The organism is Microvirga sp. M2 (assembly GCF_047497095.1).
In the GTDB taxonomy this organism is placed as follows: domain Bacteria; phylum Pseudomonadota; class Alphaproteobacteria; order Rhizobiales; family Beijerinckiaceae; genus Microvirga.
This window is the reverse complement of the sequence record NZ_CP134063.1, coordinates 53588-75981: the sequence shown is the minus strand read 5'-3', so window position 1 is coordinate 75981 and position 22394 is coordinate 53588. Positions and strand designations below refer to the sequence as shown.

At 65.3% G+C, this 22394-nt stretch carries 25 protein-coding genes; 20 read left to right on the top strand and 5 right to left on the bottom strand.

Annotation, left to right across the window (positions count from 1 at the left end; all coding sequences use genetic code 11):
* The first annotated feature begins 162 nt into the window (after window positions 1–162).
* From RE429_RS00390 to RE429_RS00380, 3 genes are read left to right on the top strand one after another with little or no spacing between them, the layout of a single operon-like run.
* Window positions 163–690 (top strand): molybdopterin-dependent oxidoreductase, encoded by a 528-nt coding sequence (locus RE429_RS00390; RefSeq protein WP_414472442.1) that lies wholly within the window; start codon window positions 163–165, stop codon window positions 688–690.
* A gap of 30 nt (window positions 691–720) precedes the next feature.
* Complete coding sequence (locus RE429_RS00385) at window positions 721–3144, top strand: putative bifunctional diguanylate cyclase/phosphodiesterase (protein ID WP_414472441.1); 2424 nt, start codon at window positions 721–723, stop codon at window positions 3142–3144.
* 39 nt (window positions 3145–3183) lie between these two features.
* Window positions 3184–3570 carry a 6-pyruvoyl trahydropterin synthase family protein gene (locus tag RE429_RS00380; protein ID WP_414472440.1) on the top strand — a complete coding sequence of 129 codons (387 nt, stop codon included), beginning with the start codon at window positions 3184–3186 and terminating at the stop codon, window positions 3568–3570.
* 52 nt (window positions 3571–3622) lie between these two features.
* Here RE429_RS00380 and RE429_RS00375 read toward each other — a convergent pair whose 3' ends face one another.
* Window positions 3623–4444 (bottom strand): MipA/OmpV family protein, encoded by an 822-nt coding sequence (locus RE429_RS00375; protein WP_414472439.1) that lies wholly within the window; start codon window positions 4442–4444, stop codon window positions 3623–3625.
* 175 nt (window positions 4445–4619) lie between these two features.
* Here RE429_RS00375 and RE429_RS00370 point away from each other — a divergent pair, with 175 nt between their 5' ends.
* Window positions 4620–4823, top strand: coding sequence for a hypothetical protein (locus tag RE429_RS00370; RefSeq protein ID WP_414472438.1), 204 nt, complete (start codon window positions 4620–4622; stop codon window positions 4821–4823).
* Here RE429_RS00370 and RE429_RS00365 read toward each other — a convergent pair.
* Complete coding sequence (locus RE429_RS00365; protein WP_414472437.1) at window positions 4820–5671, bottom strand: sulfite exporter TauE/SafE family protein; 852 nt, start codon at window positions 5669–5671, stop codon at window positions 4820–4822. The two genes, RE429_RS00370 and RE429_RS00365, sit on opposite strands and share 4 nt — an antisense overlap.
* A 224-nt stretch (window positions 5672–5895) precedes the next feature.
* Window positions 5896–6474, bottom strand: coding sequence for a BON domain-containing protein (locus tag RE429_RS00360; RefSeq protein ID WP_414472436.1), 579 nt, complete (start codon window positions 6472–6474; stop codon window positions 5896–5898).
* Between the two features lie 110 nt (window positions 6475–6584).
* Here RE429_RS00360 and RE429_RS00355 point away from each other — a divergent pair, with 110 nt between their 5' ends.
* The gene (locus tag RE429_RS00355) at window positions 6585–6857 is read left to right on the top strand and encodes an HNH endonuclease (protein ID WP_414472435.1); all 273 of its coding nucleotides are present in this window, start codon (window positions 6585–6587) and stop codon (window positions 6855–6857) included.
* Window positions 6858–6948: 91 nt separating this feature from the next.
* Here RE429_RS00355 and RE429_RS00350 read toward each other — a convergent pair whose 3' ends face one another.
* Complete coding sequence (locus tag RE429_RS00350) at window positions 6949–7653, bottom strand: winged helix-turn-helix transcriptional regulator (RefSeq protein ID WP_414472434.1); 705 nt, start codon at window positions 7651–7653, stop codon at window positions 6949–6951.
* A 57-nt stretch (window positions 7654–7710) separates the two neighbouring features.
* On the opposite strand from RE429_RS00350, the gene RE429_RS00345 reads away from it, so the two are divergent.
* The 3 genes from RE429_RS00345 to RE429_RS00335 are packed head-to-tail and all read left to right on the top strand — an operon-like array spanning window position 7711 to window position 9021.
* Window positions 7711–8142, top strand: a complete 432-nt coding sequence (locus RE429_RS00345) for a VOC family protein (RefSeq protein WP_414472433.1) — start codon at window positions 7711–7713, stop codon at window positions 8140–8142.
* A gap of 30 nt (window positions 8143–8172) precedes the next feature.
* A complete protein-coding gene (locus RE429_RS00340) occupies window positions 8173–8652 on the top strand; it encodes an SRPBCC family protein (protein ID WP_414472432.1) in 480 nt (159 codons plus the stop codon).
* A gap of 15 nt (window positions 8653–8667) precedes the next feature.
* Window positions 8668–9021, top strand: coding sequence for a DUF1428 domain-containing protein (locus RE429_RS00335; protein ID WP_414472431.1), 354 nt, complete (start codon window positions 8668–8670; stop codon window positions 9019–9021).
* 1 nt (window position 9022) lies between these two features.
* On the opposite strand, the gene RE429_RS00330 is transcribed toward RE429_RS00335, so the two are convergent.
* Complete coding sequence (locus tag RE429_RS00330; protein WP_414472430.1) at window positions 9023–9718, bottom strand: GntR family transcriptional regulator; 696 nt, start codon at window positions 9716–9718, stop codon at window positions 9023–9025.
* Window positions 9719–9865: 147 nt separating this feature from the next.
* On the opposite strand from RE429_RS00330, the gene RE429_RS00325 reads away from it, so the two are divergent.
* The 12 genes from RE429_RS00325 to RE429_RS00270 all read left to right on the top strand — a co-directional run bounded on the left by RE429_RS00325 (window position 9866) and on the right by RE429_RS00270 (window position 22388).
* Window positions 9866–10795 carry a dihydrodipicolinate synthase family protein gene (locus tag RE429_RS00325; protein WP_414472429.1) on the top strand — a complete coding sequence of 310 codons (930 nt, stop codon included), beginning with the start codon at window positions 9866–9868 and terminating at the stop codon, window positions 10793–10795.
* Between the two features lie 115 nt (window positions 10796–10910).
* Complete coding sequence (locus tag RE429_RS00320) at window positions 10911–11933, top strand: 4-hydroxyproline epimerase (RefSeq protein ID WP_414472428.1); 1023 nt, start codon at window positions 10911–10913, stop codon at window positions 11931–11933.
* A 74-nt stretch (window positions 11934–12007) separates the two neighbouring features.
* Complete coding sequence (locus RE429_RS00315; protein WP_414472427.1) at window positions 12008–13246, top strand: NAD(P)/FAD-dependent oxidoreductase; 1239 nt, start codon at window positions 12008–12010, stop codon at window positions 13244–13246.
* Window positions 13247–13527: 281 nt separating this feature from the next.
* On the top strand, window positions 13528–14337 hold the full coding sequence (locus RE429_RS00310) for a transporter substrate-binding domain-containing protein (RefSeq protein WP_414472426.1): 810 nt from the start codon (window positions 13528–13530) through the stop codon (window positions 14335–14337).
* Between the two features lie 77 nt (window positions 14338–14414).
* Window positions 14415–15080: an amino acid ABC transporter permease gene (locus RE429_RS00305; RefSeq protein ID WP_414472425.1), complete on the top strand. Its 666-nt coding sequence runs from the start codon at window positions 14415–14417 to the stop codon at window positions 15078–15080.
* A 10-nt stretch (window positions 15081–15090) separates the two neighbouring features.
* A complete protein-coding gene (locus RE429_RS00300) occupies window positions 15091–15744 on the top strand; it encodes an amino acid ABC transporter permease (RefSeq protein ID WP_414472424.1) in 654 nt (217 codons plus the stop codon).
* Window positions 15737–16459 (top strand): amino acid ABC transporter ATP-binding protein, encoded by a 723-nt coding sequence (locus RE429_RS00295; RefSeq protein WP_414472423.1) that lies wholly within the window; start codon window positions 15737–15739, stop codon window positions 16457–16459. Before RE429_RS00300 ends, RE429_RS00295 begins: the two co-directional genes overlap by 8 nt.
* Before the next feature lie 68 nt (window positions 16460–16527).
* The gene (locus RE429_RS00290) at window positions 16528–17556 is read left to right on the top strand and encodes a trans-3-hydroxy-L-proline dehydratase (RefSeq protein WP_414472422.1); all 1029 of its coding nucleotides are present in this window, start codon (window positions 16528–16530) and stop codon (window positions 17554–17556) included.
* A 66-nt stretch (window positions 17557–17622) separates the two neighbouring features.
* Window positions 17623–18639, top strand: coding sequence for an Ldh family oxidoreductase (locus tag RE429_RS00285; RefSeq protein WP_414472421.1), 1017 nt, complete (start codon window positions 17623–17625; stop codon window positions 18637–18639).
* Between the two features lie 15 nt (window positions 18640–18654).
* On the top strand, window positions 18655–20397 hold the full coding sequence (locus RE429_RS00280) for an aconitase X (protein ID WP_414472420.1): 1743 nt from the start codon (window positions 18655–18657) through the stop codon (window positions 20395–20397).
* 109 nt (window positions 20398–20506) lie between these two features.
* The gene (locus RE429_RS00275; protein ID WP_414472419.1) at window positions 20507–21031 is read left to right on the top strand and encodes a PAS domain-containing protein; all 525 of its coding nucleotides are present in this window, start codon (window positions 20507–20509) and stop codon (window positions 21029–21031) included.
* On the top strand, window positions 21006–22388 hold the full coding sequence (locus RE429_RS00270; protein ID WP_414472418.1) for a methyl-accepting chemotaxis protein: 1383 nt from the start codon (window positions 21006–21008) through the stop codon (window positions 22386–22388). The genes RE429_RS00275 and RE429_RS00270 overlap by 26 nt, the downstream gene beginning before the upstream one ends.
* The last annotated feature ends 6 nt before the right edge of the window (window positions 22389–22394 follow it).

Sequence of the window (22394 nt, the reverse complement as noted above, 5' to 3'; positions counted from 1 at the left end):
CGAGAGGAAGTGATGACTGAGACGACATCGGGCGAGAAGCTCAAATGCAAGAACGAATGTGTTACATAGTTGGGTGTGTACGAAGGTCTCGTCCGTCCCGATAAATAAAGTTTTACCACACCCCATATAAGCGTGTATTTACTGAGCACTATGATGGGGCTGATGATGTCTAAGTTCAAAGCGAGAGCTCTTTTCTTATGTGCGCTCGTCGCGCTCTCGGCATGGTTTGGGGCCACAGTGGCGGAAGCCGCACCGCTTCCGACGCCCACGGAAAAACCCATTCTCACCATTTCCGGTAAGATCAAAGTCACCAACAAGGGCGATACGGCGGAGTTCGACCGGCCCATGCTGGAGGCCATGGGCCTGGAAACCTTCACGACCTCGACTCCGTGGTATTCCGGGCCGACGAAATTCGAGGGGATCCCGATCGCGAAGATCCTGGACCGGCTCGGCGCCTCGGGCGAGCATCTCATGGTGATCGCCCTCAACGACTACAGCAGCGACATCCCCGTCGCGGACGTCAGGAAGTACAAGGTTCTTTTCGCCCTCAAAGTGAACGGCGAGTACATGTCCGTCCGCGACAAGGGCCCTATCTTCATCATCTATCCCTTCGATTCCGATCCCGATTTGCAGCACCAGACCTATTACGGCCGCTCGGTGTGGCAGGTCTCCAAGATCGTCGTGAAGTAGCGCCACCCTGGGCGCTCCGGAGAATTTCGATTGTCGCTGCGCACGCTCAAACTGGTGCTTGCCGTCGTCATTGCCGGCTTCATCGTGTCCGCAGCCTACATCTCGATTCTCATCGTCGAGCGCCAGGACGTCCTCAAGCACGTCGCGCGCTACAACACGCCCTGGCACGCCGCTCAGGCCGTGCACGAGTTCACGCGGCTGGAACAGCGCCTGAGCGCCTTCGCGGCCCATGATCCGACGGTCACTCAGGACGAGGTCTCGCTTCGATACGACATCATCGTCAGCCGAACGAACCTGCTCTTCGCGGGCGATTTCAAGGAATTCCTCTATTCCGCGCCCGAATGGCTCGCCGTGGCCCAGGAGCTGGACAAGGCCCTGAAGGCAATCCAGCCCTCCATCGATCATCTGAACGGGCCGGGCGCCGCGATGGCAGCCCTGAAGGTGCTGGAACCGCTGGAGATCAAGCTCGCGGGCCTCGCGGCCGCGGCCAATCATTACGGCGGACAGCGCGCCGAGCAGGATCAGCACGAACTGATCCGCCTGCACTGGATGTTCTCCAGTCTTGCGGCCGGCCTGATCGTCTTCGGTTTGTTCCTGCTGGCCCTGCTGGGATGGCACAACCGGCTCTTGGAGCGGGCGCACAACGAGCTGCGGCTTTACGCCGACAATTTCGAGAACATCTCGGCGAAACTGGAGAGGACCAACAAGGCTCTCAGCAGCGCCTACGAGGAGCTGCAGCTTCGCAACGAGGCGCTCCAGGCCCAGGAGCACGAGCTCAGGATGCAGAACGAGCGCTTCGATGCGGCGCTCAACAACATGTCCCACGGCCTGTGCATGGTGGACGGCTCCGACCGCATCATCGTTTTCAACGCGCGTTTCGCGGAACTTTTCGGCATCGACAGGACCGTGCAGCCCGGCGTCACGCTCGGCCATCTGATCGGCCAGGCGGAGGCGCAGGATTGCGAGGAAGCGAGCCCCTTGCGCGGCATCGTGGCCGAACAGCAGGAGCTCATGCGCAAGAGGCAGCAGTTCGGCTTCATCCACGAGGAGCCCGACGGGCAGACCTTCGCCATCTCCCATCAGCCCATGTCCAATGGCGGCTGGGTCGCGACCTACGAGGACATCACGGAGCGCCGGCAGGCGGAATCGCAGATCGCCTACATGGCTCATCATGATGCGCTCACCGATCTCGCCAACCGTGTGCTCTTCCGCCAGCAGCTCGAACACGCCCTCACCGAAACCGGGCGCGAGCGGCTGAAGATGGCGGTGCTCTGCCTCGACCTCGATCGCTTCAAGGACGTGAACGATTCCCTCGGCCACGAGACCGGCGACGCTCTGCTCAAGCTGGTGGCCGAGAGGCTGCGCAGCTGCATCCGTCCGCAGGACGTGGTCGCGCGCCTCGGCGGCGACGAGTTCGCGATCCTGCAGCTCGCCATCGACGATCAGCAGGATTGCGCGGCTCTCGCCACGCGCATCGTCGAAGCGGTGAGCATGCCTTACGATCTCGAGGGCCAGGAAATCGTCATCGGCACCAGCATCGGCATCGCGGTCGCCTCCGAGGACAACCTCTCGCCCGATCAGCTGCTCAAGCAGGCGGACCTCGCGCTCTACCGCGCCAAGGCCGACGGACGGGCGACCTATCGCTTCTTCGAGCCCGAGATGGATGCGGAGCTGCAGGCCCGCCGCCTGCTCGAAACCGACCTGCGCAAGGCTCTCGTCAACCGCGAGTTCGAGCTGTATTTCCAACCGCAGGTCAATGTGCGGGCGAACGAGATCGGAGGCTACGAGGCGCTGCTGCGCTGGCAGCACCCCGAGCGCGGCATGATCTCGCCTGCCGAATTCATCCCGGTCGCCGAGGATATCGGGCTGATCTCGCCCCTGGGCGACTGGGTTCTGGAGCAGGCCTGCATCGTGGCCACCGGATGGCCGAGAGGGATCAAGGTCGCGGTGAACCTCTCGCCCGTGCAGTTCCGCAACAAGACCCTGGTCCAGAGCGTGAGCCGCGCGCTCACCCGCTCCGGCCTGGCGCCGGATCGCCTGGAGCTGGAGGTCACCGAGTCCGTTCTTCTGCAGGACAACGAACTGACCGTCGCGACCTTGCATCAGCTGCGCCGCATGGGCGTGCGCATCGCCATGGACGATTTCGGCACGGGCTATTCCTCGCTGAGCTATCTGCGCAGCTTCCCGTTCGACAAGATCAAGATCGACCAGAGCTTCGTGCGCGAGCTCTCCTCCCGGGCGGATTGCCTGGCGATCGTACGCTCGATCGCGGGGCTGGGCGCAAGCCTCGGCATGTCGACCGTCGCCGAGGGCGTCGAGACGGAGGACCAGTTCCTTCAGATCACGGCGGCCGGATGCACCGAAGTGCAAGGATATTACTTCGGACGGCCCAAGCCCGCCTCCGAACTCGTCCACATGCTCGCGACGAAGCGGCGAAAAGCGGAAGTCGCCTGACGCCGGCGGTCAATTCCATCACAAGCCAGAGGAAGACGCATGAAGACCTACTGCGAATTCACGTTCGAAGCCGCCCATTCGGTGCATCCCTATTCCGGGCTGCACGGCCACACGTTCATCGCGCGGCTGACCTTCGGCGGCCCGATCGACGAGGTCTATGGCTGGCCGGTCAATCTCTATGATGTCGAGAACTACATCAAGGAACTGAAGGGCGATCACGGCACGGGCCTCGACCATGCCAACCTCGATCTCAAGCAGGACGAGATCGGCCTCGCCTCGCTCGAGAACATCACGACGTATATCTGGCGCAAGGTGAAGGAGCGTTTCCCGAACCTCGAGGAAGTCGAGCTCAAGCGCGGCATGCCGGGCTCGTCGGAAGGCTGCATCTATCGCGGCGAGGCGCCGTCGGCTCATCTCGCGGCGTAAAATCAAGAAGTGCGGCGCCCGAAGACCACTTCGGGCGCGGCGCGTTTCACCCTCACCGACCCACGGCGAAGGAATAGGAGATGGTGAGGCCGAGACCGATCTGGTTCTCGGAGCCGAATTCCTGAACGATCGGGCTGTCCGCCGCATCGCCCACCAGGCGCTTGTAGGACACGAAAGCCGTCGTGGCCCATTGCTCCGACCAGGTGTAGGACGCGCTCGCGATCGCTCCGACGGACGTGAGGCCGCCGGACGGGCGATAGGCCCAGACCTGTCCGTTGAGCGCCGCCTCCTCGGGCGTCACGCCGAAATAGGTGCGCGTGAACTCCCCGTCGCCCAGCGACAGTCGCGGGCCGGCCGAAACCGTGAAGGCCCCGAAGGTCTGCACCAGATCGAGGCCCAGATCGGCCACGAAGCCGTCATGCCCGTTGATGCCGTGGCGAAGCTCGGCGCGGGCGCGCAGGAAATCGACGGGCCAGTACTCCACGAAAAGTCCCGGTTCGATGGCCCAGTTGATCTTGTCGAGGCCGACAAGCCGCCTGTCGTCCTGCAGGTATCGTCCCCCGACGAAGCGGCCGACGACGCCGAAGCGCAGCGCCGAGGCGTCGAGGACGGAGAAGCTCAATCCATCGTCGGGAGCACTGAAGCGCTCCACCGTTCCCGCGCGGCGCAGGCTCAAGGACGGATAGCCGATGAAGCTCAGATCGTCCGCGCCGGGAAAGGTGGGCTGCGCCTGCAGATTGGCTTTGAGCGTCACGATCCAGCCCGAGGGGCTTTCGGGCAGGAGGGTGAAGAACGGATCCGCCGCCTGAGCCGAACCCACCCCCGCACCAGCGAGAAACAGCGTGGCAAGGCTGAGCGATTTCGGAAAGCGCATGGTTCGACACCGTGTGTGCGTGATCGGGAGTCCGTCCTGACGGCAAATGCCGGTGAGGTCAAGCCGTCGCGCGCAGGCGGTTCGGTGTTCGGTCAAGGAGCGGTGAACGGCCGCCCTGCCGAACTTTTCGTCTTCCCGGACGGTTGTCCGGTGAAACGATAAGGAGAAGGCTTCCTTGACCGCGATTGCCAGCAACCGCCCGCAGCCCGATGAATTCTATCCGAAACCGCCGCCGACGGAGCCGGTTCCAGGCATGCCGACGCCGTCCGAAACCCCCGTGCCGCCGGACGCGCCAAGAGTTCCCTCGTCCATTCCGGAGCAGCCGCCGGAACCGGACAAGCCGGTCATCCACCCGACGCCGCCTCCCGAGGTGCCTTAAGCGATGAGGCTTGCGGCGAAGCGGGCGCAGACGAGCACGAGAAAGATGCCGAAGGCGAGTTCGAGCCGGCGCTTGGAGAGGCGGTGAGCGAGCCGCGCGCCGACCGGCGCCATCCAGGCGCTGGTGGGAATGAACAGCAGCAGGCCGAGCAGCGAGACATAGCCCAGCGCCAGCGGCGGCTGGAACGCTGCGACGTCCGGGTATTCGGCCATGTGCGGCCAGCCCGCATAGATGTAGCCGATCGCCCCGGGGATCGAGATCAGGATGCCCAGCCCCGAGGAGGTCGCCACCGCCTGGTGAATGGGCCGGTTATAGAAGGTCATGAACAGGTTCGAGAGCTGGCCGCCACCGATCCCCATGAGGGCGGAGAGCACGCCGATGAGGCCGCCATAGGCCACCATGACGGGCCGGTCCGGCATGTCGAGGCCGAGCCGCCAGGTGTCCTTGCCGAAGAGCAGCCGGATCGCCGAAAAGCCCGCCACCACCACGAACACGCCCTTGAACAGGTCGGCGGGCGCATAGCGTGCGATGACGCTGCCGAGCACGACGCCCACCACGACCGGCACGGCCCAGACCTTGAGGATCGACATGTCGACCGCGCCCTTGGCGCGGTGTGCGTTGAAGGAGCGGATCGAGGTCGGGATGATGATCGCGAGCGAGGTGCCGACGCAGAGCGGCATGCGCACCTCGTCGGGCACCGCCAGGATCCGGAACAGCTCGTAGAGAATCGGCACCACGACGGCGCCGCCGCCGACGCCGAACACGCCCGCCAGAAGCCCGGTGAGGGCACCGGCGGCAAGCAGCGCCACCACCAGCCAGGCCAGATCGAAAACCGAGATACCGAACATGAGCAGATCACCGAAGAGCGGACGGAAGCGCCTGTCCCAAGGTCCTGAGACCTTTGCTTGCTAAAGCAAGGCTGCGGCCAAGGGAATTCGTCTAAAGAGAAATGCTTTCGGCCCGAGGCGCATGCTCCCGGTTTTTCGGCTTCAAAAAGACCCGGCCGAGACAGCGGATCGCCGCGCGCTCCATCAGGAAGGACCGCCACGCTCTTCCGGCAAAGACCGCAAGGTCATGACGCGATGCTTTGCGCGCGCAGGTTGTTCTGCACATGCCGCACGCCCGAGGCGAGCTCGGCGAGATCCTCGGCGCGATACTTGAGGCCGCGGCTCGCTACGGTGCCGGAGAGCGTCACCTCGCCGTCCTTGACCGTCACCTCGACGTTCGAGGCATCGATGAATCGGTCCTCCATCAGGCGTTCGCACACGTCCTCGTGAATGCGCTCGTCGGAGCGCCTGTAACCCTTCGGGCCGCGTCCGCGGTGCGGACCGGACATGTCACGACCCACGTCACGACCCATGTCACGACCCATGTCGCGCCCGCCGCGCAGATCCGGATCGTTCGGGTCGCGATCTCCGAGAGCGCCGAGACCCGAATGGTAGCGGCTGTAGGCGGGCGCAAATCCTTCGTCGTCGCGAGGTCCGCCATGGCCGTCATCGACCACGCCGCCGTAAAACTCGTCAGCATCGCTGCCATAGCCGCCCGGATAGTCCCGGCCCTCCCTGCGAAAGCCGACGGCGCCGGTCGGAACGTCGCCATAGCGGTTGTCGTCGTTATAGGGGTTCCGGTTCCTGCGGCGGGTGTCTACCATGGCTTGATCTCCTGCTCCGTGCCGGGTCCTGTTCCGTGCCAAGTTCTGTTCCGTGCCAAGTTCTGTGCCGTGCCAAGAGCAACCACCCGATCCCTCCCTGGTTCCCATCCATGAAAGCTGCGCAACGCATCAGGCTGTTCGAGACGATTTTCGCCCGTGACGGCGGCCGCTGCGTCTATTGCGGCGTCGAAACCCACCGTCTGGCGAAGGGCTTGAGCCGCTCGCCCGCTCTCGCGACGCTCGATCACGTGGTGCCGCGCTCCGTGGGCGGGCCGCTCACTCCCGCCAATCTCGTGCTCGCCTGCCAGGCCTGCAACAACCGGCGCGGCGTCATGGATGCGGAAGAGTTTCGCGCCCTTAGGACGCGCGAGCGTCCGTCCTGAGCGTGGAACGTGCCCTCCTAGCGCATCGTGCGGACCCGGCGGGCCGCGCGAGCGAAAAGTGGACCCGGTTTTCCGCTCAAACGATGCGCTCTCAGGTCCGAAGAGACGTTTTGGGCGGCAGCGGAAACAGGCCGAGGAACCGCTCGGCCAGGGCCCTGTCGCCCTCCACCTTCAGCACGCCTGCGCTTTCCAGCGCGGCCATCGGCTGGCCGCCATAGATGGCGCCCGCCATCACCGGAGGCGCTCCGGAAAAGATCACGTCCGCGCCGTCCAAGGGCCCGCGCACGATCTCGATCCGTCCGCCGGCGAGATGCGCCAGGAAGGTTTCGGCGTCGCTCAGGCGAAAGCCGATTCGCGCATCGAGGCCCTCGGCTTTCGTCGGATCCAGCATCGTCCGCAGCGACAGGATCAGGGAGGCGGCGCTGAAGGGCAGGGTCGGGTCGTGCAGGGGCGAGCGGGCGGCCCAACGGCCGAGCGCCTGGAAGATGGGCTCGCTCTCGTAACCCCACTCGGTGAGCTCATAGACCTGGACGGAGGCGGGCGGCGGCAGCTTGCGTCGGACGAGGACGCCGGCGGCCTCCAGCCCTTCGAGCCGCTGGGTCAGCACGTTCGCGCTGATGCCCGGCAGGCTCTCGCGCAGATCGCCGAACCGTTTCGGTCCGAGCATCAGTTCGCGCATGACCAGCAGGGCCCAGCGCTCTCCCACGAGGTCGAGGGCATGGGCCGCCGCGCAGGCGTCCTCGTAGTGGCGGCGCGGCCGTGTTTCCGGATTGTTAGTTATTTTTTCTAACTTCATAGTTGCAATTTATAACTTTATCTGGAATCAATGTCAAAACCACAAAGGGGAAACGCCATGTCGAAACTCATTTTCGTGAACCTCCCGGTCGCAGACCTCGATCGGGCCGATGCGTTCTATCAGGCCATCGGAGCCGTCAAGAACCCGCAGTTCAGCGATCACACCGCCAGCTGCATGGTCCTCTCCGAGACTATTCACGCGATGCTGCTGACCCACGACAAGTTCCGACAGTTCACACCGAAAAAGATCGCCGATGCCCGCGAGACGACAGAGGTCCTGATCTGCCTGTCCGCCGGCAGCCGCGAGGAAGTCGACGACGTCGTCGCGAAAGCCGCGGTTGCCGGCGGACGCGCCGATCCCGGCCCGAAGCAGGATCACGGCTTCATGTACGGCCGAAGCTTCGAGGACCCGGACGGCCACATCTGGGAAGTGATGTGGATGGATCTCGAAGCGGCCAAGGCCGCCATGGCCGATATGGCGAACGCCTAAGAGCGCGCAGCCGCAGCGGAGGGACGACCCATGACGAACGAGACCGCCACCCATGAGCTGTCGATCACGCGCCTGATCGAGGCGCCGCCCGAAACCGTCTATCGCGTCTGGACCGAGCGCACTGCCGAATGGTGGGCGCCGCGTCCCTACACGACGCCGGAGGTTCATCTGGATCTGCGTCCCGGCGGACGCGGCCTGATGGCCATGCGGGCCCCCGACGGCGCCGATCTTCCGCGTCAGGAGGGCGTGTTCCTGGAGGTCGTTCCGAACCGCAAGCTCGTGTTCACCGACGCTTTCAGGGCCGGATGGATTCCGCAGAATCCGTTCATGGTGGTGATCGTCACCTTCGACCCGGAAGGCGCGGGCACCCGCTACACGGCGCGCGTCCGCCACTGGAACGAGGAGACGCTCAAGCAGCACGAGGCCATGGGCTTTAACGAAGGATGGGGCATCGTCGCGGGCCAGCTCGCCGCCCTGGCCGAAGGCCGCTCGATCCCGGACGCGGCGTGATTGGAGGAACGCGCCATGAGCTATGTCGACGGCTTCCTCATTCCCGTGCCGTCCGAAAACCGGGAGGCCTATCGGGAGGCGGCCGCGAAGGCCGCGCCGGTCTTCAAGGAATACGGCGCGGTCCGCATCGTGGAGTGCTGGGGCGACGATCTGCCCGACGGCACGCTCACCGATTTCAAGGGAGCGGTGAAAGCCCAGGACGGCGAGAACGTCGTCTTCTCCTGGATCGTGTGGCCGTCCAAGGAGGCGCGCGACGAGGCCTACAAAACCCTCCGGAGCGATCCCCGCCTCGCCGAAAAGGACATGCCCTTCGACACGAAGCGGCTGATCTTCGGCGGCTTTCAGGTCATTCTCGACACGGGAGAATAGCCTATCTCCTCGCACTGACCTTCTGGTGCTGTTCGAGGTAGCTGCGCAGGGAATGTCCCGCGCCCTCGATATGCTTCTTCAGGAGCGTGCAGGCCGCGCCGATCTTGCCTTGCGTGCATAGCTTGAGAATTTCGGCATGTTCGGCGGCGGCGCGCTCCATGCCCTGCGTCAGCGAGAGCTGGAGGCGCGTGTGCCGGTCGCTCTCCTGGAGAAGGTTCGCGATGATGGCGAGCGAGCGCGGCTGCTTCGCATGCTGATAGAGCACCATGTGGAACTCGGTGTTCAGTTCGCCCCAGCGACCGATATGCATGGCCCGCAGTTCCGAGCTGTATTCCTGCAAAATCTCGTTCAGGCGGGTGTAGTCGGCTTCCATCAAATGCGGGGCCGAGGCCTTGAGCAGACGCGGTTCGAGCCAGGCCCTCAGCTCGAAGAGTTCGTCGATCTCCTCGGTGGACAGCTCCGAGACGATGGCGCCCCGATGGGGATGGATCTTCACCAGCCCCTCCGCCTCGAGCTGCATCAGGGCCTCCCGGACCGGAATGCGGCTGACGCCGAACTCCGCCGCCAGGGCGTCCTGGCGGAGCTGGAAGCCCGCGCCGAATTCCCCGTCCACGATGCGGCGGCGCAGCTCCTCGGCGACGGCCGAGGAGATGGTCCTGTGCTGAAGGGATTTCTGAGCGGGTCTGGAAGGCGGCATGGCAACTGACGGTTCTGTAACAAAGAAGAGGGAACGGGATCTTATTGCTCTTTGGCGAAAGAGCTAGAGACTCCGGCTTGACATCGGCGATTTTATACAATCTACATTGACCAAATTCAACGCCTCATCGCAGGAGCTTGGAGCACAATGGCGAAGAAAATCGGCTGGGAAGGCGTCTTTCCCGCAGTGACCACCCAGTTCAAGTCGAATTACGACCTGGACATCGAAGCAACCGCCAAGGTCATGGAGGGCCTGATCCGTGACGGCGTCTCCGGCCTGATCGTCTGCGGCACCGTCGGCGAGAACACGTCCCTGTCGCGCTCCGAAAAGATCGCCATCATGGAAGCCGCGAAGGGCGTCTCCCGCGGCCGGGTGCCGGTGATCGCCGGCATCGCCGAGTTCACGACGGCCTTCGCGTCCGAGGTCGCCAGGGAGGCCGCGCGCGTCGGGCTCGACGGCGTCATGGTGATGCCCGCTCTCGTCTATTCCTCGAAGCCGCACGAGACGGCCGCGCATTTCCGCGGCGTCTCCAAGGCGACCGACCTGCCGGTGATGGTCTACAACAACCCGCCGATCTACAAGAACGACGTGACGCCCGAGATCCTGGCCTCGCTCACCGATTGCGAGACCATCGTGTGTTTCAAGGATTCGTCCGGCGATACCCGCCGCTTCACGGACGTGAAGAACATGGTGGGCGACCGCTTCGTGATGTTCGCCGGCCTCGACGACGTGGTGGTCGAGAGCGTCATGCTCGGCGCGGCGGGCTGGATCTCCGGCATGTCGAACGCCTTCCCGCAGGAGGGCGAGACCCTGTTCCGCCTCGCGAAGGCCGCCCGCTACGATGAGGCCCGCGCCCTCTACGAGTGGTTCATGCCGCTCCTGCACCTCGATGCCCGCCCGGATCTCGTGCAGTGCATCAAGCTCTGCGAGGAGATCATGGGCCGCGGCTCCGCGCTCACCCGTCCGCCGCGCCTGGCCCTGGGCGACCAGGATCGCGCCTATGTCGAGGCGATCATGGACAAGGCGCTGAAGAACCGCCCGGCGCTTCCCGATGTGGGATTGAAGCCCGCGGCCTGATACGATGAAGGCGGAGGAGACGAAGGTCTCCTCCGCCTCATTTTTTGACCCTTCACGACAGAAGTTCGAACCCAAGAGTTCGAACCCAAGAGTTCGAACCCAAGAGCGAAAAGCCATGGCGCGTCACACCTTTTTCTGCATCGACGGGCATACCTGCGGCAACCCGGTCCGCGTGGTCGGCGGCGGCAGCATCCCCCGGCTCAACGGGGAGACCATGTTCGAGAGGCGCCAGCATTTCCTGGCGGAGTACGACTGGATCCGCACGGGCCTCATGTTCGAGCCGCGCGGCCACGACATGATGTCGGGCTCGATCCTCTATCCGCCCACGCGCCCCGATTGCGATGTCGGCATTCTCTTCATCGAGACCTCCGGCTGCCTGCCCATGTGCGGCCATGGCACCATCGGCACGGTGACCATCGCGCTCGAGAACGGGCTGATTCACCCGAAGACCCCCGGGCTCCTCCGCCTCGATACCCCGGCCGGCGTCGTCGAGGCCCGCTACGAGCAGAACGGGCCCTTCATCGAGAGCGTGCGCATCACCAACATCCCCTCGTTCCTCTACGGCACCGGCTACGAGGTCGAGGTCGAGGGGCTCGGGACTCTCACGGTCGACGTGGCCTATGGCGGCAACTTCTATGCCATCGTCGAGAAGCAGCCGCTCTATGCGGACCTCGCCGACGTGAATCCGTCCGACATCCTGCGCTGGAGCCCGAAGCTGCGCGAGGCCTTCAACGCGCGCTACAGGATCGCGCATCCCGAGAACCCGGCCATCGATCGCCTGACCCACGTTCTGTGGACCGGCAAAGCTCAGACGCCGGGCGGCACGGCTCGCAACGCCGTGTTCTACGGCGACAAGGCGATCGACCGTTCGCCCTGCGGCACGGGAACATCCGCCCGCATGGCGCATCTTGCCGCGCGCGGCGCTTTGAAGGAGGGCGACGCCTTCGTGCACGAGAGCATCATCGGCTCCACCTTCACCGGCCGCATCGAAGGCCGCGCCAAGGTGGGCGACCGCGATGCGATCATCCCGTCGATCGAAGGCTGGGCGCGGGTCACCGGATTCAACACCATCTTCATCGACGACCGCGATCCGTTCGCGAACGGCTTCCAGGTCGTCGACCAGAGCCGTTCCGCCTAGACCGGACAGGGCTTGCCAGGGGCGGCCCCAAACGGCTCGCCCCTGTCCATGAGGGTTTTTCTACAACAGGTTTCATGATGCGGATTGCGATCGTTGGTGCGGGTATCGTCGGCCTTGCGGCCGCCCATGCGCTTCTCGACAAAGGTCACCAGGTCACCCTCATCGATCCGGGAAACAATCCGCAGCGGCCGACGGACGGCAATGCGGGCTGGATCGCCGACATGGACGTGATGCCGCTGGCCTCGCCCAAGGCGTGGCGAAACCTCCCCCGCTGGATGATGGATCCGCTCGGCCCGCTCACCATCAGGCCGTCCTATCTTCCCGCCCTGACGCCCTGGCTGGTGCGGTTCGTGCTGGCCTCGTCTCCGGCCCGCATCAAATCCAGCATTGCGGCCATTCGCTCGATCAACGCGCAGGCCCTGCCGGCCTGGAGAGAGCGCCTCTCGTCGCTCGGGCTGGACCAGCATCTGCGCGAGAAGGGCATCCTGTCGGTCTGGCGCGACCGCAACCACTTCCTGCAGGCTCAGGACATCATCGACCGGCAGAAGGATTTCGGCATTCCGCTCGAGGTCCTCGGGCCGCGCGAGCTCGCCGATCTCGAGCCTGTCCTTCACCATGTCGAAGCGGGGGTGCTCTATTCGGCATCCTGTCACGTGTCCGATCCCGCGCTTCTTGCCGCCGACCTGCTGCGGCTTGCGGTCGGGCGCGGCGCCGCGCGCGTCGAGGGCAAGGCCCTCGCCATCCGGCCCACGGACGACGCCGTTCACGTCCACACGGACGCGGCGGTGCAGATCGTGGCGGCGGACCGCGTGCTGATCTGTGCCGGCGTCTGGTCCCGTCAGCTCGCCAGGCAGCTGGGCGATCATATCCCGCTCGATACCGAGCGCGGCTACAACGCCACCTACGCGAGGGGCGCGTTCGGTCTCAATCGTCCCGTCATGTTCGAAGGCGAAGGCTTCGTCGCCTCGACGCTCGATACGGGCGACCGGGTGGGCGGGGCCGTCGAGTTCGCGGGCACGCAGGCGCCGCCCAATCATGAGCGCACCGCCGCCATGATCACGCGTCTCAAACGCTTCCTGCCGCATCTGGATACCGAGCAGCCGGCCAAGCGCTGGATGGGCTTCAGGCCGTCGATTCCGGATTCTCTTCCTGTGATCAGTGAAGCTTCGCGGGACAAGCGCGTGCTCTATGCCTTCGGGCACGGTCATCACGGGCTGACGCAGGCCGCGATCACATCCCGTCTCGTGGCGGAGCTCGTGGAAGGATCGCCTGCGACGATCGACCTGACGCCGTTTTCGGCGCAGCGCTTCTGATGTGACCCTCAAGGCGAAGCACGCCGTTACGCTTCGCCGGGACGCACTCGAAGACACGTCCGATATCGTGACACATGCGACCGATTCCGGCGCGCCGGGAGGGCTGCGCCTTCCAGGATGCTTGTCTCATTCTTTTGGCTGATCTCCGGGCACGGGCGCTCAGACATTAGGCGTAGTGAAACACATTTCATATTGCAAATTGTATCCAATATGCGGATGTTGCGACACCTGACCTTGGGCGAGACCGCCGGGCCGGAGACGCAACAATCAGAGGACGAACGATGAAACTGAGGACAACTGCGGCCGCACTTCTTCTCGGCATGATCGCCGCCATGCCGGCCAAGGCGGACAAGCTCGACGATATCATCGCCTCCGGCGTGCTGCGCTGTGCAGTGACGCTCGACTTCCCGCCCATGGGCTCCCGTGACGACAAGAACCAGCCCATCGGCTTCGACGTGGACACCTGCAACGACCTCGCCAAGGTCCTCGGGGTGAAGGCCGAAATCGTCGAAACGCCGTTCCCGGACCGCATTCCGGCCCTCGTCTCGGATCGCGCGGATGTGGGCGTCGCCTCGACCTCCGATACGTTGGAGCGCGCCAAAACGATCGGCTTCTCGATTCCCTATTTCGCCTTCAAAATGGTCGTTCTCACGAAGGAAGGAACGGGCATCGACACCTACGAGAGCCTGAAGGGCAAGAAGACCGGCTCGACCTCCGGCACCTTCGAGGCCATTGCGCTCGAGAAGGATGTCAAGAAGTGGGGCACCGGTTCGTTCCGCCCCTACCAGACCCAGGCCGACGTGTTCCTTGCCATGCAGCAGGGCCAGATCGACGCCACCGTCGTCACCAACACGGTGGCGCAGGCGACGGTGAAGTCCGGTAAGTTCAAGGGCTTCGTGGTCAAGGGTGATGCGCCTTACGTGACCGACTATGTCGCCCTCATTGGCCTGCGCCAGGAGCAGGGCCTGCTCAACTACCTGAACCTCTTCGTGAACCAGCAGGTTCGCACGGGGCGGTATCAAGAGCTGTACGACAAGTGGGTGGGCGGCGGCGAAGCCCCCGACCTGACCGTCAAGGGCGTCTATCGCTGATGAGCCGTCGATGGGGCGGAGGCCATGCAGCGCCTCCGCCCCTTTGACGCACTGCAGTTGTTGGGACCGCACCCATTATGTTGAATTATACATTTCACTGGCGCCCGGCTCTGAATGCTCTGCCAGACATGCTGGCAGGTGCATGGGTCTCGCTCCAGATCGCCGTGCTGTCGATGGTGATCGGCGTCGTCCTGGCCGTGTTCCTGGCGCTCGGCCGCCAGTCGAACAACAAGCTCTTCTACGGCTTCTCGACCGGCTGGGTTGAACTCGCGCGCAACACGCCGGCCCTGTTCCAGGTCTACATGACGTATTTCGGTCTGGGCTCCTTCGGCATCCATCTCGATTCCTACGTGGCGCTTCTGGCCGGCATCGCCTTCAACAACGCGGGCTATCTCGCGGAGACCTTCCGCGGCGGCCTTCGCGCCATCCCGGACACGCAGACGCGCGCCGCGCGCTCCCTCGGCATGAGCGCGCCGCAGGCGTTTCGCCTCATCGTCCTGCCGCAGATGTTCCGGATCGTCTTCTATCCCATGTCCAACCAGATGGTCTGGGCGCTCCTGATGACGTCGCTGGGCGTCACGGTCGGTCTCAACACGGACCTCACGGGCGTCACGCAGGACCTGAACGTGCGCACCTTCCGGACCTTCGAGTTCTTCGCCATCGCGGCCGTCATCTATTACCTCATGGCCAAGCTCATCACCCTCTCGTCGCGCCTCTTCGCCTGGCGCCTGTTCCGGTACTGAGGAGACGGCGATGTTCGAGACAAGCCTCACCTGGAACGACTTCCTCTTTCTTCTTCAGGGCGCGGGAACGACGCTCGCCATCACCTTCTGGGCCGTCCTGGGCGGCACCATCCTGGGGATGCTCTTCGGCCTCGTTCGCGCCTCCGCGCCGTGGTGGCTGAACATCCCGGTCGGATTCGTGCTGGACATCCTCCGCTCGGTGCCGCTCCTGATCCAGTTCGTGCTCGCCAATTCGTTCAAGTCCATCCTCAAGCTCAACGTGACGGCCTTCACGGTCGGTTGCGTGGTGCTCGCGCTCTATACGGCGGCCTATTGCGCGGAAATCGTGCGCGGCGGCATCCTGGCCGTTCCGCCGACGACCCGCCGGGCAGCCCGTTCGCTCGGCATGACCTACACCCAGGATCTGACGAGCATCGTCTTTCCCATGGCCATGCGCGTCGCGCTCCCGAGCTGGATCGGCCTCACGCTCGGCGTCATGAAGGATACGGCGCTCGTTCTCTGGATCGGCATCGTCGAGCTGCTGCGGTCGTCCCAGATCATCGTGACGCGCATCCAGGAGCCGCTCTTTGTTTTGTCGATTGCAGGCCTGATCTATTTCCTCATGAGCTTCCCGATCGCCCGGCTCGGGGCGCGGCTCGAAAAGCGGTGGCGTGAAAATGATTGAGTTAAAGGACGTTCGGAAATCCTTCGGTGCCCTCGAGGTGCTCAAGGGCGTCAGCCTCACGGTTCAGAAGGGCGAGGTGCTGTCCGTCATCGGGGGCTCGGGCTCGGGCAAGTCCACGATGCTCATGTGCATCAACGGCCTCGAGCCGATCCAGGGCGGGCAGATCCTCGTCGACGGCATCGACGTCCATGCGCGCGGCACGGATCTCAACAAGCTGCGCCAGAAGATCGGCATCGTGTTCCAGCAGTGGAACGCCTTTCCGCACCTCACCGTCCTCGAAAACGTCATGCTCGCGCTCCGCAAGGTTCTGGGCAAGAGCAAGCGGGAGGCGGAAGAGATCGCCGTCAGGCAGCTCACCCATGTGGGCCTCGGCGAGAAGCTGAAGGTGTACCCGTCCAAGCTCTCCGGCGGCCAGCAGCAGCGCATGGCCATCGCGCGCGCGCTCGCCATGTCGCCCGACTACATGCTCTTCGACGAAGTGACCTCCGCGCTCGATCCGCAGCTCGTCGGCGAGGTGCTGGACACGTTGAAGATGCTCTCCGAAGAGGGCATGACCATGATCCTCGTCACCCACGAGATCCGCTTCGCGCGCGACGTCTCCGACCGGGTCGCCTTCTTCCACAAGGGCCTGATCCACGAGATCGGCACGCCCGAAGAGGTGATCGGGCACCCGCAGAAGCCCGAGACGATCGAGTTCCTGAAATCCGTTCTTTGAGGGCGCGGGACGGCGCGCTCCGTGCCGGCCTCCCCGTTCCAGACTCCACCTTTGACCCGGAGAGTTCAATGCGCACGTCGAAAGTCGTTCATGTGGTCAGTTGCCACGCGGAAGGGGAAGTCGGCGACGTGATCGTGGGCGGCGTCGCGCCGCCGCCCGGCGACACGATCTGGGAGCAGTCGCGCTTCATCGCCGAGGACGAGACGCTGCGCAATTTCGTGCTCAACGAACCGCGCGGCGGCGTCTTCCGGCACGTGAACCTGCTCGTGCCGCCGAAGGATCCCCGGGCCCAGATGGGCTGGATCATCATGGAGCCGGCCGATACGCCGCCCATGTCGGGCTCGAATTCCATCTGCGTGTCCACCGTTCTGCTCGACACCGGCATCGTTCCCATGCAGGAGCCGATCACCCGCATGGTTCTCGAGCCGCCGGGCGGCCTGATCGAGGTCGAAGCCGAATGCCGGAACGGCAAGGCCGAGCGGATCCGGGTCCGCAACGTGCCCTCCTTCGCCGACAAGCTCGACGTGAAGCTCGACGTCGCAGGCGTGGGCACGCTCACGGTCGACACCGCCTATGGCGGCGACAGCTTCGTGATCGCGGACGCGAAGGCGCTCGGTTTCGCGATCCGCCCCGACGAGGCCAAGGACCTGGCGGAGATCGGCGTGAAGATCACCCGGGCGGCCAATGAGCAGATCGGCTTTCGGCATCCCGAGCTTCCGGGCTGGAACCACATTTCCTTCTGCCAGATCGCGGCGCCGCTCGTCGATCGGGACGGCGTCGCGCACGGGGCCAACGCCGTCGTGGTGCGCCCCGGCAAGATCGACCGCTCGCCGACCGGCACGGGCTGCTCGGCCCGCATGGCGGTGCTTCATGCGCGCGGCATCCTGAAGGTCGGCGACAGCTTCGTCGGCCGCTCGATCATCGACTCCGAGTTCATCTGCCGCATCGAGGCCGAGGTGACGGTGGGCGGCAGGCCCGGCATTATCCCGATGATCTCCGGACGCGCCTGGATCACGGGCACCCACCAGCACATGCTCGATCCCGAAGATCCGTGGCCGGCCGGCTATCGGTTGTCGGATACCTGGCCGCAGATGTAAGAGGCATCCGCTTTCGCAAAATCGACGGAACCGAATGGAACAAGGCAAGGTAAGGCAAGGTAAGGTATGAGCGAAGAAGTTTCCCTTTCGTTGGACGAGGTCCGGCGTCTCAGCATCGACGTCCTGAAGGCGGGCGGTCTGTCCGTCGAGCATGCGCAGGCCATCGCGGGCGTCGTCTATGCCGGTCAGCGCGACGAGTGCCATTCCCACGGCGTGTACCGGCTGCTCGGCTGCGTGCGCTCCGTGAAGGAGGGCAAGGTCGATCCGAACGCCGTGCCGGACGTCGTGGATCATGCGCCCGCAATCGTGCGCGTCGACGCCCGGTTCGGCTTCTCGCCGCTCGCCTTCGAGCGTGGCAGGCCGCTGCTCGTCGAGAAGGCGCGCCGGACGGGCCTTGCCGCCCTGGCGATCAACAACTGCTATCATTTCTCGGCCCTCTGGCCGGAGGTCGAGGCGATCAGCCAGGACGGGCTCGTGGCGCTCGCCATGACGCCGAGCCACAGCTGGGTCGCGCCGGCGGGCGGCAAGAAGCCCGTGTTCGGCACGAACCCGATCGCCTTCGCCTGGCCGCGCCCCGACGGGCCGCCCTTCGTGTTCGACTTCGCCACCAGCGCCATCGCGCGCGGCGAGATCGAGCTGCACCGGCGCGCGGGCAAGCCCATTCCCGCCGGCTGGGCCATCGACGCCGAGGGGCATCCCACCACCGATGCGACGGCGGCGCTTTCGGGCGCCATGCTCACCTTCGGGGGCCACAAGGGCTCGGCGCTGTCGGCGATGATCGAGCTCATGGCCGGTCCTCTGATCGGCGACATGACGAGCGCGGAATCCATGGCCTTCGACGAGGGCGTGGGCGCCGCCCCCTGCCATGGCGAGCTGATCCTGGCCTTCGATCCCAAGGTGTTCCTGGGAGCCGACGCGGAACAGCACGTGGCCCGCGCGGAAAAGATGTTCGACGCCATCGTCGGCCAGGGCGCGCGCCTTCCCTCTCAGCGGCGCTACGAGGCCCGGGAGCGCAGCAAGGCGAACGGCGTGCGCATCCCGAAGGCGCTCTACGACGACCTGCAGGCTCTCCTGCCGCACTGACGATAAGGAAACGCCATGAACGAAGCCGTCTTCTCGGGCACCGCCTTTGTTCGTGGCGAGGCCGCGGGCGAGGTCATCTCCAGCGATGTGGAGCTGAGCTTCTGGGGAGGTGTCGATCCGGTCACCGGCGAGGTGATCGATCGCCATCACCCCTTGAGCGGCCGGATTCTCACCGGAAAGATCCTCGCCATCCCGGGCGGGCGCGGCTCCTGCTCGGGCAGCGGCGTGATCCTCGAACTGCTCCTCAACGGCAAGGGGCCCGCCGCCATGGTGGTCGAGCGGGCGGACGACATCCTGACCCTGGGCGTCGTGATCGCCGAAGAGGTCTTCGGGCAGTCGATCCCCGTCGTCATCCTCGACCCGAAGGATTTCCGCCGGGTGAGGGCGGCGCGCCATGCGCGCGTCGACGGAGCCCGCGTCGCATGCGCGGAGCGGCCCGAGGATCTCGGCGCCCTGTCGGGCGATCGCGGGCCGGCCGCGCCTCCCGCCTCCCGCATGGAGCTGACGCAAGCCGACAGGGCCTTCCTGGACGGCGCGCACGGCAAGGCCGCGCAGGTGGCGATGAACATCGTCCTGCGCATGGCGGAGCTGCAGGGGGCGGACCGCCTGATCGACGTGACCCAGGCCCATATCGACGGCTGCATCTATACGGGGCCGGGCTCGCTCCGGTTCGCGCAGCGGCTGCGGGACTGGGGCGGAAGGGTCGTCGTGCCGACGACGCTCAATTCCATCTCGGTCGATCATCGCCGCTGGCGGGCGCAGGGCATCGATCCCGCCTTCGGAGAACCCGCGAGCCAGCTCGGCGACGCCTATGTGGACATGGGCGCGAGACCGACCTTCACGTGCGCGCCCTATCTCCTCGACAGCGCTCCGGCACGAGGCGAGCAGATCGTCTGGGCGGAATCCAATGCCGTCGTCTATGCCAACAGCGTGCTCGGCGCGCGCACGATGAAATATCCCGACTATCTGGACATCTGCATCGCGCTCACCGGCCGCGCGCCGCTGGCCGGATGCCATGTGGAGAGCGGCCGCCGCGCCGCTCTGCGCATCGATCTTCCGGCGCTCGAGGGGCTCGACGATTCGTTCTACCCGCTCATCGGCTACCATGTGGGGCTCCTGGCGGCGAACCGGATTCCCGTGATCGTCGGGCTGGAAAAGGCGTCGCCCTCGCAGGACGACCTGAAGGCCTTCGGGGCCGCCTTCGCGACCACGTCGAGCGCGCCGATGTTCCATATCGTGGGCGTGACGCCCGAGGCCGCGACCGTCGAGGAAGCGACCGGCGGGACCGCCGTTCCGGCCCTCGATGTCGGCATCGAGGACCTCGCCCGGAGCTGGAGCGAGCTCGACAACGCGCAGGACGCGTCGGTCGATCTCGTGTCCCTCGGCAATCCGCACTTCTCCGTCCGCGAATGCGAGACGCTCGCGGCTCTGTGCCGGGGCCGCGTGAAGCACAAGGACGTGACGTTGGTCGTCACCTGCGGGCGCGCTACCTACGACCGGGCGCGCGAGGCCGGCATTCTGGCGGAGCTGGAACGCTTCGGGGTTCAGATCGTCACGGATACCTGCTGGTGCATGATCATCGAACCGGTCATCCCGCCGCACGCGAGGACGATCATGACCAATTCCGGCAAATACGCCCATTACGGTCCCGGACTCACCGGGCGGCGCTTCCACTTCGGAAGTCTCGAGGACTGCGTCGCGGCGGCCGCGACGGGCATTGCCGACGGCAGGCGGCCTTCCTGGCTGCAGGCGCAGTGAGCGTCCCGGCTTTCGAGGGGAAGCTCAGCTTCGCGCAAGCTAGCTTTGCGAGAAGGCGCGTTTGATGGGCGAGGCCGGGCAGGCCGTCGCCACTCCTCAAACGCCGTAGATGAGCCAATTGATCACTCCCACTCAGCGCGAGATCTTTTTCGACCCCGATTCTTTCATCGTCTCGAAAACGGACCTGAAAGGCAGGTTGACCTACACGAACAGGATTTTCTGCGAGATCGCCGGATACACCGAGAAGGAGCTCGTCGGGCAGCCGCACAGCATGATCCGTCACCCGGACATGCCGCGCGCGGTCTTCAAGATCCTCTGGGACGCGATCCAGGACGGTCGCGAGGTCTTCGCCTATGTGAAGAACATGGCGCGCAACGGCGATCACTACTGGGTCTTCGCCCATGTGACGCCGTCCTATGACAGTCAACTGAAAGTCTGCGGCTATCACTCCAACCGCCGCGTTCCGAAGCGGGACGTGGTGGAAAAGGTCATTGCGCCGTTCTACGCCGAACTCACCCGCATCGAAGCCTCCTTCCGCAATGCCAAGGAGGGGCTTGCGGCCTCCCACGGGCACCTCATGCAAACCGCCACCGCGAATAAGGCCAGCTATGATGAATTTGTCTTCTCTCTCTAAGGCAAGCATCGGCTTCGCCGTCGCGGCGCTCGCGGTCACCGGGCAGGCCGTCGCATCCGCGGTCACCGGCTCCATGCCCTCGCTCACCGTGCTCCTCGCCGATGCCGGCTTCATCTTCGGCGGCGTGATGCTGCTGCGCACGTACCGCGCCATCGCGACCGCGACCGACATCATCGACCGGATCGGGCACGGCGATTTCGAGGCCCGCATCATCGGGAGCCGGGAAGGCGGAGCGCTGGGCAAGCTGCACGGCACCGTCAACGACACGACCGATCGGGTCGACGCCTATATCCGCGAGTCCTCGGCCGCGATGGACGCGGTGCGCAACAACCAGTATTTCCGGCGCATCCTGCCCGACGGACTCCACGGGGCGCTGCTCAACGGCGCGACCATCATCAACGAGGCCTCGCACGTCATCGAATTCCGTCTGGCGGCCTTCAACCACTCGACGGCGGAGTTCGAGCAGGCCATCAACGCGATCGTCCAAACCCTCTCGGAATCCTCCGCCGGCATGAGCACCATGGCGTCGGTGCTGCAGGAAGGCGCGACCCTCACGGACGACCGCACCAGCCTCGTGGCCTCGACCGCGGCCGACATGGCCGTCAACGTGCAGACCGTCGCTGCCGCCGTCACGCAGCTCGCCGCCTCCGCGCAGGAGATCGGAACCGAAGCCGACCACTCCGCCATGCGTGCACGGCAGGCGGCCGAGGAGGCGCAATCCACGGGCGCCATCGTCAACAGCCTCAACAACGCCGTCGAGCGCATCAGCACCGTGGTGGGCCTCATCACCAGCATCGCGTCGCAGACCAACCTGCTGGCGCTGAACGCCACCATCGAGGCCGCGCGCGCGGGCGAGGCAGGGCGCGGCTTTGCCGTCGTGGCGCAGGAAGTGAAGGCGCTTGCCACCCAGACCGCCAAGGCGACGGACGAGATCGCCGGCGAGATCGCGGAACTGCGCTCCGCCTCCACGGCGGCCGTGTCCGCCGTGTCCGAGATCTCCACCATCGTGGCGGATATCGATCACGCCACGTCGCGCATCGCGCAGAGCATCAGTGGACAGACCGCCGCCACGGCCGAGATCGCGCGCAGCGTCGAGCAGACCTCGGTCGGGACGCAAGGGGTCACGGAGAACATCCATAGCGTGAGCCAGAACACGGCCGAGACCAAGCAGCTCGCGGGCTCCGTCCTCGACACGTCGAGGCAGGTGGCCGTCCAGGGCGACCGTCTGGCCGACGAAGTGCGCAAGTTCCTCGTCGCCCTGCGACGCGGCCCCATGGATCGTGCGCAGAACGAGACCGGCACGCAGACGAGCGGCGGCGGCGACGGCCGTGTGCACCGGCTCTCCCGCGCGGCCTGACGCCGG